Here is an 8,348-nt window from a genome sequence, read left to right on the forward strand (position 1 = left end):
CAGGAGGCGGGACCCCGGGGTCCCGCCTCCGCCGTCGTACGCGGCGCGTCCTCACACGGACTCGTCGCCCCGCAGCTTCTCGTAGTGGGCGACGCACTCCTCGTAGACCGGCAGCATCCCCGCCGCGCGGGCCTCGGCCAGCGAGGGCGCCGCCGCGTCCTTCGCGGACAGCACCGGCTCGATGTCGGCGGGCCACTCGATGCCCAGAGCCGGATCGAGGGGATGCACCCCGTGCTCGCGGGCGGGGGAGTAGCCGGTGGAACACAGGTACAGGACCGTGGCGTCGTCGGTGAGCGCCATGAGGGCGTGCCCGATGCCCTCGGCCAGGAAGACCGCGTGCCGGTTCTCCTCGTCCAGCCGGTGCGACACCCACCTGCCGAAGGTGGGGGAGCCGACCCGGATGTCCACCATCACGTCCAGCACCGCGCCCCGCCCGCAGGTCACGTACTTGGCCTGCCCCGGCGGGACGTCCGCGAAGTGCAGCCCCCGCAGCACGCCCCTGCGCGAGACCGAGAAATTGGCCTGGGCCAGTGACAGGTCGTACCCCGTCGCCTCCCGGAACGCCGGTCCCCGGAACCACTCGTGGAAGCTGCCCCGCTCGTCGGGGAAGATGGCCGGCTCCACCAGCCAGGTGCCTTCGATGCTCAGCGGTCGCACGTGCTCAGTCACTCTTCCTGTCGGTCAGCCGTGCCCGAAGACCGGGCACGAGGGTGTCCATGGCCTTGACCACGGCGCGACGCACCGGCAGCGGCAGCCGGCGCGCCAGCCGGTGCAGTCCCCGCACCGCTCCGGGCCGCTGCCGCGCCGCCCGCGGCAGCGCGGCGTGCCGTACCCGCACCCCGTCGGCGGTCACGCTCAACGCCACCGGCAGGGACAGGAACCGGGGGTCCACCGCCCGCGGGTCCGCCGCCAGGGACAACCCCAGCGGGACCTCCCGAGGAGCCTCGTCCCACGGCAGCGCCGCCTCCAGCACGCAGGTGCGGGCCGCGTCCTCGCCAGGGGACAGGGTGCCCGGCGCCTGGATCCGCGGCGTGTCCGCCGGGCCGGCCAGCCGCAGCAGGACGTCGCAGCGGTCCGCCACGTGCAGCGGCAGCGTCGCCCGCAGCCTCTCGCCCGTCACCGTGACGGCGGACGGGGACAGCCGGTCCAGACGCAGGTTCCTGGACGCCTTGTCGACGTCGAGCGACAGGGTGTCGCGGGCCGTCCAGTACGGCAGGACCACACTGCCGTCCGTGACCGCCGCGTTCCCCGCCGGGCGCGGCGCGCCCGGGGCCGGGTCGATCCGGCACTCACGGGCCCAGCCGCCCAGCTTCACCCGCACGAACAGGTCCCACAGGCCCGCGCGCAGCGGCGAGCCGCCGGCGGCCACCGCGGGGTCCAGCGACACCGAGGCGCGCACCCGCAGGCGCACCCCCTCACCGTCCCCGGCGGGCTCCGTCTCCCGGGTCACCTCGGCCGGCAGGTAGTACTGGGCCGCGGTGGAACGCTCGCGCACCACCACGTCCACGCCCGCCGAGCCGAACCGCTCCGTGGCGTCGGCGAGCACCCAGGCGACGGCCCCCGCCACGTCCTCGGGCGCGCCCTCGGGCACGGTGTGGGCACCGTCGGCCGGGAAGACCATCGGCTCGCCCGACGCGGTGTAACCGGCCGTCAGGTCGAAGCGCAGGACGCCCTTCTCCCAGCCGACCGCCTCCGCGGCGGCCCGGGGGGCGAGGGACGCCTCCCACTCCGCGAAGGCCAGCGTGTCCTCGTAGCGGTCGGCGGCGACCAGAGCCGCCACCACCCGCTGGGTGGGCGCCAGCGGAGCGGCGACGGAGGGCCCGAACCGCTCGTCGATCACGTCCCGGATCTCGCCGAACAGCTCCCGCCGGTAGTCGTCGGGGAGGTTCAGCAGTCGCGCGCCGCGCATCCGCTCGACCATCTCGTTGCGCAGCCAGCGCCGGTACATCCGGTCGCGCAGCGGGCCCGGTCCGGTGTACCGCTCGACCACGTCGAGCGCCTCGCGCAGGTTCTTGAAGTAGCCCACCGGGTCGAAGCGCTGGAACCCGGCGTTGGAGGCGTCGTCCCGCTTGACGTGGTAATAGCACACGTAGTCGCTGAGGACGGAGATCGTCTCCGCCCGCAGGTAGGCCTCCGCGATGAAGACGTGGTCCTCCAGCCGGCGCCGGCCCTCCGGGAAGCGCAGCCCGATCCGGTCCAGGAAGGCCCGCCGGAACATCTTGTGGGGCGTCAGACTGTCCATCAGCGGGGAGTTCTCGACGGTGGCGCGCGGATGGTTCCTGCGGAACAGCTCCACCGGCACCGGGCGGCCCTTGCCCGCCATCTTGCCGACGACGACGTCCGCGTCGTTCTCCACGGCGTACGCGTACATCCGCTCCAGGGCCTCGTCGCCGAGGTAGTCGTCGTTGTCGACGAACATCACGTACTCGCCCCGCGACGCCGCGACACCGACGTTGCGCGGCTTGCCCGACCACCCCGACGGCTCCTGGTGGATCACCTGGATGTGGGAGTGCTCCGCGGCCAGCGCGTCCAGCCGCGCCGGCGTCGCGTCCGTGGAGCCGTCGTCGACGAAGATCACCTCGAACTCGCCCGGCCGCAGCGACTGCCGCAGGAGCGAGTCGACGCAGTCCTCGATGTAGGGACCGGGGTTGTACACCGGGACGACCACACTGACCTTCACGGACATGCGCTGAAAGCTCCTCGAGAGACGGACGTGGGGCGAACCTACCGCGAACCGGACGTCCGCCGGGGCCGCTCGCCCGCACCCGAAATTGCGGTGCCCGGTCCGCCGCCGGTCCCTACACTCGCAGCAACCCACGGGTTTTCCCGGCCTCTTGACGATACGTGCGTGTCGCGGGGCCCTCCCGGTGGGACCACCGTGACGAGTGAAGGGGGGCAGGCCGTGCGTCAGCGCGCCGATGCCGTCGTTCCCCGTTCGCGGTACGAGGTGATCCTGGTGTCCCCGGCCCTCCGGCGCCCGCTGCGCGGCCGGTGCCGGACGTCCGCCACGCCCCGCTGAGACACCCCGCCCCTCGCGGAGTGCCGCGGCCGTGGCGGTGATCGCGCGTCCCGAAGGACCGGATCATCACCTCCAGAAAGGCCGAAGGCCGTGCGCAACGACTTCACCCGCCGCCCCGCCCTCCCTCTCGCCGACGTCCGCAACCTGGGCATCCTCGCCCACGTCGACGCCGGCAAGACCACCGTCACGGAGCGGATCCTCCACGCCACCGGCGCCGTCCACCGCAGCGGCGAGGTGCACGAGGGCACCACCGTCACCGACTTCGACGCCCAGGAACGCGAGCGGGGCATCACCATCTTCGCGGCCGCCGTCAGCTGCGCCTGGAAGGGCCGCCGGATCAACCTGATCGACACCCCGGGCCATGTCGACTTCGCCGACGAGGTGGAGCGCTCGCTGCGTGTCCTGGACGGCGCGGTGGTGGTCCTGGACGCCGTGGCCGGCGTCGAGCCGCAGAGCGAGGCGGTGTGGCGGCAGGCCGACCGGCACGGAGTGCCCAGGATCGTCCTGGTCAACAAGATGGACCGGGCGGGCGCCGACCTCGACGCCGCCGTCGCCTCCGTCCGGGAGCGGCTGCACCCGGCGCCGTTGGTGGCGCAGCTGCCGGTGGGCGCCGAGGACGGCTTCCGGGGCGTCGTCGACCTCCTCGGCCTCCGCGCGCTCACCTGGCCCGACGGGGCCGGCGAGCCCGTGGCGGCGCCGGTCCCCGCGGAGCTGCGCACCGAGGCGGCGCGGCGGCGCCGTGAGCTGGAGGAGGCCGTGGCCGAACGGCACGCCGGGGCGTTCGAGGAGTTCTGTGAGCACGGCACGCTGAGCGCGGCCACCCTGCGCGCGGCCCTGCGCGACCTCACCCGCACCGGTGAGGGCGTGGTGGTGCTCTGCGGCTCCGCCTACCGCGACAAGGGGGTGGAACCACTGCTGGACGCGGTGGCGGACTACCTGCCGTCCCCGCTCGACCTGCCCCCGGTGACGGGCAGCTGGGAGGGCGCCCAGGTGCGGCGGGAGGCCGACCCCGACGGCCCGCTGGCCGCACTGGCGTTCAAGGTGAACGCCACCGCGACCGGCAGGCTGACCAGTCTGCGGATCTACTCCGGAACCCTGCGGAAGGGGGACGTCGTGCGGGACACGACCACGGGCCGCGCCGAGCGCGTCGCGCGGGTGCTGCGCCTGCGCGCCGACCGGTACACCGAGGTCGAGGCCGCGGTGGCAGGCGACATCGTCGCCGTGGCGGGACCCAAGGGCGTGCGGGCAGGGGCGACGCTGTGCGCCTGGGAGCACCCGCTGGTGCTGGAGCCGCCCGCCCCGGCCGAGCCGGTGGTGTCGGTGGCGGTCGAGGCCGTCCGCTCCACCGACACCGGGCGGCTCGCCGGAGCGCTGGCCCGCCTCGCCGAGGAGGACCCGTCGCTGACGGTCCGCACCGATCCGGAGACCGGCCAGACCCTGCTGTCCGGCATGGGCGAACTGCACCTGGAGGTGGCGGTGGAGAAGATCCGACTGTCCGGCGGGCCCGGCCTCACGGTCGGGCGGCCCAGGGTCGCCCACCGGGAGACGGTGACCGGCGGCGTCCGCGGGTTCGTCCACCGGCACGTCAAACAGGACGGCGGCGCGGGCCAGTTCGCGCACGTCGTGCTCGACGTCGAGCCGCTGGACGGGCTCGGGTTCGAGTTCCGCTCCGCGGTGACCGGCGGACGTGTACCGCAGGAGTACGTGCGGGCGGTGGAGGCCGGGTGCCGTGACGCCCTGCCGGACGGCCCGCTCGGCGGGCACCCGGTGACCGGTCTGCGGGTCGTCCTCACCGACGGCGCCACGCACGTCAAGGACTCCTCGGACACGGCCTTCCGCACCGCCGGCCGGGCCGGGCTGCGGGCCGCCCTGCGCGCCTGCCGCCTCACCCTGCTGGAACCGGTCGCCGAGGTCACCGTGACCGTGCCGGCCGACTGCCTGGGTGGGGTGCTCGGCGACCTGGCCGCCCGCCGCGGCCGGGTGCGGGGCTCCGAGACCCGGGGCGGGACGGCCGTGGTGGACGCGGTGGTCCCGCTGGCGGAGCTGTTCGGCTGGTCCGCCGCGCTGCGCGGCAGGACCCGGGGCCGGGGGACGTTCGTCTCCCGCCCGTGCGGCTACGCCCCGGCCCCGGCCCAGGGCTGAGGGGGACCAGCGGGGGCGCGGCCGAGGCGGCCGCGCCCCCGCCGGGCGTCCGGGGACTCAGCAGTCGCGCAGGTCGGGGGACTGGTTGAGGAGCTGGGCACGCGCGGAGGTGAAGCGCGCGTGACGCTCCCCGCCCACGTCCCGCGGCCGGAACGCGGCCACCCGGTGGCAGTTCTGGAAGGCCAGCGCCACGCCGAAGTGGCGCTCCAGCGTCCCGCGGATGGCGTCGCTCGCCAGGGCGCGCAGCAGCTGCCCGCGCTCCCGCTCGGAGGGCGGCGGCGTGGTGTTGTCGGCGAACTCCGCGGAGTTGGCGCGCAGTTCGCCGGCGAGCCGGGCGATCAGGTCGTAGGCGTAGGGCAGCGAGGTGCGCACGGTGGCGAGGAAGTCCTCCTCGCGGACCTCGCCGCGTTCGGCGTCGGCGAGCAGGGTGGGGGAGACGTCGAGAGACATGAGGAAGTCCTGTCTGTGGGATCCGGGCAGCATGAACCGGGCGTGCCGTGTCGCGGTCTCCGCCCTTAATGAAAATGAATGTCATGTAGGGGAGGTGTCGGTCAACCCGCCGCGCCCGGCGGCCTCTCATCCCACGACGGATGCGTGCACCAGCCGCCGGATCTCCGGGAACAGCAGCCGCGAACGCCGGGGCCGCAGCTGCGTCATGAACTGCACGGTCAGGTCCTGGACGGGATCCACCCAGAAGACGGTGGTCGCCACGCCCTTCCAGCCGTAGGTCCCCCGCGAGGACGGTGACTGGGCGCGCGAGGGGTCCACCACCACCGAGAAGCCCAGACCGAACCCCACGCCGGCGTTGGCCGGCTCGTCGTGGACCGGGGCGCCGAAGCTCCGGATGTCCGCCCCCTCGGGCAGGTGGTTGCGGGTCATCAGGTCCACCGTCGCCGGCCGCAGCAGCCGCACCCCGTCGAGCTCCCCGCGCCGCCGGAGCATCTCCATGAAGCGGTGGTAGTCCCCGGCGCTCGCCACCAGCCCTCCGCTGCCGGACAGGAAGCGCGGCCGCTCCCGCACCGGGGTGCCCGGGACGACCTCGAGCGCCCCGTCGTCGCCGTCCCCGTACAGCTCGGCCAGCCGGCCCGCCTGCTCCTCGCCGATCCGGAACCCGCTGTCGGTCATCCGCAGCGGCCCCAGCACCCGCTCGCCCACGAACTCGTCCAGCGGGCGCCCGGAGACCACCTCGATCACCCGGCCCAGCACGTTGGTCGCCACCGAGTAGTTCCACCCGCTGCCGGGATCGAACTGGAGGGGGAGCCGCGCGTACGCGTCGCAGGTCCGCGCGAGGTCCGCGCCCGGCAGGACCGAGGCGTGCAGGCCCGCCTCGCGGTAGAGGGCGTCCACCGGGTGGGCGTGGTGGAAGGCGAACGTCAGACCCGCCGTGTGCGAGAGCAGATGGCGGATCAGGACGGGCCCCCGCGCCGGGCGCGTCCGCATCCCGGAGCCCTCGCCCGCCACATGGACCCGCGGGGCCGCGAAGGCCGGCAGGTGGCGCTCGAGGGGGTCGTCGAGCGACAGCAGACCGTCCTCCACCAGCAGCATCGCCGCCACCGAGGTGACCGGCTTGGTCATCGAGTAGATCCGCCACAGGGTGTCCGGCTCCACCGGCAGTCCCGCGGCGAGATCGCGGCTGCCGTACGTGGTCAGGCGGGCCACCCGGCCGTCCCGGGCCACCGACAGCAGGTAGCCCGGCAGGCTCCCGGTGTCGACGTGCCGGGCCAGCAGGCGGTCCAGCTCGTCCAGGCGGGCGGCGTCCAGGCCCGCCTCGCCCGGCTCGATCTCCTGGCGCAGCACCGTCCTCGCGGTCGCCGTCATGGTCCTGACCCTCCGTCCACGTTGCGCGAGCGGCTCGGAGATACCCCGTTCGGCGCAATTCCAGACCTGACCGGCCCGTCGGGGGAACACCCCGGCCCTGGGGGACGTTCCGCCGGTATGAGTGAAGAAGCCCTGCTCGCCCTGCTCTCCGAGGCCGCCGGCGGAGTGCTGGTGACCCTCAAGGCCGACGGGCGGCCGCAGTTGTCCAACGTCAACCACGCCTACTACCCCGATGAGCGCCTGCTGCGGATCTCGGTCACGGACGACCGGGCCAAGACCCGCAACCTGCGCCGCGACCCGCGTGCCTCCTACCACGTGACCAGCGCCGACCGCTGGGCCTACACCGTGGCGGAGGGCACCGCCGAGCTGAGCCCGGTGGCCGAGGACCCCGCCGACGCGACGGTGGAGGAGCTGATACGGCTCTACCGCGACGTCGTGGGCGAGCACCCGGACTGGGACGACTACCGGGCGGCGATGGTGCGCGACCGCCGCCTGGTGCTGCGGCTGCGCGTGGAGCGCGTGTACGGGATGCCCAAGGGCGCCGCGGGATGAGGCCGCGGGGACCGGCCCGGGGCGAGGCCCGGGCCGGCTCCCTGCGGGCTCCGCGCCGCCGGGCCGGCCCTCTAGAGCTCCGCGCCACCGGGCCGGGCGTTCCACACGGACACGACCGGTCGGCCGTGCTCGGTGGACAGGCGGCTGACGGTTCCGGTGAAGATCTGGAACAGCCGTCCGTCGGTCGCAGCGAGCCCCAGCCGGCGTGCCGTCAGGACACGCAGGTAGTGGCCGTGGGCCACCAGCAGCACGTCGCCCTCGTCCGCGCGCAGCAGCGGCTCGATGCGGGCCAGCACCCGGTCGGCCCGCGCGCCGACCTCCTCGGGCAGCTCTCCGGGCTGCCCGTCCGCCGACGACGGGCAACCGTCGTCCCAGATGTTCCAGCCGGGCCGCTCCTGGCGGATCTCCTCCGTCATCAGCCCTTCGTAGGCCCCGTACTCCCATTCGCGCAGGTCGGCATCGGTCCGGGCGCCGGTGAGGCCGGCCAGCCGCGCGGTGGTGACCGCACGCAGCCGGGGACTGGCCAGCACCCCCGCCAGCCTCCGTCCGGCGAGCAGCGGGGCCACCGCCCGCGCCTCCTCCTCACCGTGCGCGGTGAGCGGCAGGTCGGTGCGGCTGGTGTGGCGGCGTGCCGCGCTCCACTCCGTCTCGCCGTGCCGCAGCAGCAGAAGGTCGCCCACTGTCCGCCCCGTCTACCGCGCTGCCGAGGGACCGGACGCCTCGACCGCGTGGCCGCCGAACTGGTTGCGCAGGGCGGCGATCATCTTCATCTGCGGGGAGTCCTCCTGGCGGGAGGCGAAGCGGGCGAAGAGGGAGG

At 74.5% G+C, this 8,348-nt stretch carries 7 protein-coding genes and 1 pseudogene; 2 read left to right on the top strand and 6 right to left on the bottom strand.

Translation table 11 applies throughout. From position 1 onward, the window contains the following. Positions 1 to 51: 51 nt before the first annotated feature. On the bottom strand, positions 52 to 657 hold the full coding sequence (rfbC, locus tag ACFRAV_RS30985; RefSeq protein ID WP_382560851.1) for a dTDP-4-dehydrorhamnose 3,5-epimerase: 606 nt from the start codon (positions 655 to 657) through the stop codon (positions 52 to 54). Between the two features lie 4 nt (positions 658 to 661). Beyond that, positions 662 to 2,686 (bottom strand): glycosyltransferase family 2 protein, encoded by a 2,025-nt coding sequence (locus ACFRAV_RS30990; RefSeq protein WP_382560836.1) that lies wholly within the window; start codon positions 2,684 to 2,686, stop codon positions 662 to 664. A gap of 423 nt (positions 2,687 to 3,109) precedes the next feature. On the opposite strand from ACFRAV_RS30990, the gene fusA reads away from it, so the two are divergent. Next, positions 3,110 to 5,161: an elongation factor G gene (gene fusA / locus ACFRAV_RS30995; RefSeq protein ID WP_382560839.1), complete on the top strand. Its 2,052-nt coding sequence runs from the start codon at positions 3,110 to 3,112 to the stop codon at positions 5,159 to 5,161. Positions 5,162 to 5,218: 57 nt separating this feature from the next. Here fusA and ACFRAV_RS31000 read toward each other — a convergent pair whose 3' ends face one another. Together ACFRAV_RS31000 and ACFRAV_RS31005 are read right to left on the bottom strand one after the other, a co-directional pair. Further along, entirely contained in the window at positions 5,219 to 5,611 is a 393-nt protein-coding gene (locus ACFRAV_RS31000) for an SCO5389 family protein (protein ID WP_382560842.1), read from the bottom strand. A gap of 126 nt (positions 5,612 to 5,737) precedes the next feature. Next, entirely contained in the window at positions 5,738 to 6,979 is a 1,242-nt protein-coding gene (locus ACFRAV_RS31005; RefSeq protein ID WP_382560844.1) for a serine hydrolase domain-containing protein, read from the bottom strand. A gap of 117 nt (positions 6,980 to 7,096) precedes the next feature. Between ACFRAV_RS31005 and ACFRAV_RS31010 the strand changes: the two genes are divergently transcribed. Next, positions 7,097 to 7,531, top strand: a complete 435-nt coding sequence (locus ACFRAV_RS31010; protein ID WP_382560847.1) for a TIGR03618 family F420-dependent PPOX class oxidoreductase — start codon at positions 7,097 to 7,099, stop codon at positions 7,529 to 7,531. Between the two features lie 71 nt (positions 7,532 to 7,602). On the opposite strand, the gene ACFRAV_RS31015 is transcribed toward ACFRAV_RS31010, so the two are convergent. Together ACFRAV_RS31015 and ACFRAV_RS31020 are read right to left on the bottom strand one after the other, a co-directional pair. Further along, the gene (locus tag ACFRAV_RS31015) at positions 7,603 to 8,211 is read right to left on the bottom strand and encodes a histidine phosphatase family protein (RefSeq protein ID WP_382560849.1); all 609 of its coding nucleotides are present in this window, start codon (positions 8,209 to 8,211) and stop codon (positions 7,603 to 7,605) included. A 12-nt stretch (positions 8,212 to 8,223) separates the two neighbouring features. Next, positions 8,224 to 8,348 (bottom strand): annotated as a pseudogene (locus tag ACFRAV_RS31020) (6-phosphogluconate dehydrogenase); the annotation flags it as partial.

Source organism: Streptomyces sp. NPDC056600, from assembly GCF_042792855.1.
GTDB lineage: Bacteria > Actinomycetota > Actinomycetes > Streptomycetales > Streptomycetaceae > Streptomyces.

What these genes read in the sequence shown, in the direction of transcription:
- ACFRAV_RS30990 (WP_382560836.1), bottom strand. Translation starts at nt 2,686, where the DNA reads ATGTCCGTGAAGGTCAGTGTGGTCGTCCCGGTGTACAACCCCGGTCCC.
- ACFRAV_RS31005 (WP_382560844.1), bottom strand. Translation starts at nt 6,979, where the DNA reads ATGACGGCGACCGCGAGGACGGTGCTGCGCCAGGAGATCGAGCCGGGC.
- ACFRAV_RS31000 (WP_382560842.1), bottom strand. Translation starts at nt 5,611, where the DNA reads ATGTCTCTCGACGTCTCCCCCACCCTGCTCGCCGACGCCGAACGCGGC.
- ACFRAV_RS31010 (WP_382560847.1), top strand. Translation starts at nt 7,097, where the DNA reads ATGAGTGAAGAAGCCCTGCTCGCCCTGCTCTCCGAGGCCGCCGGCGGA.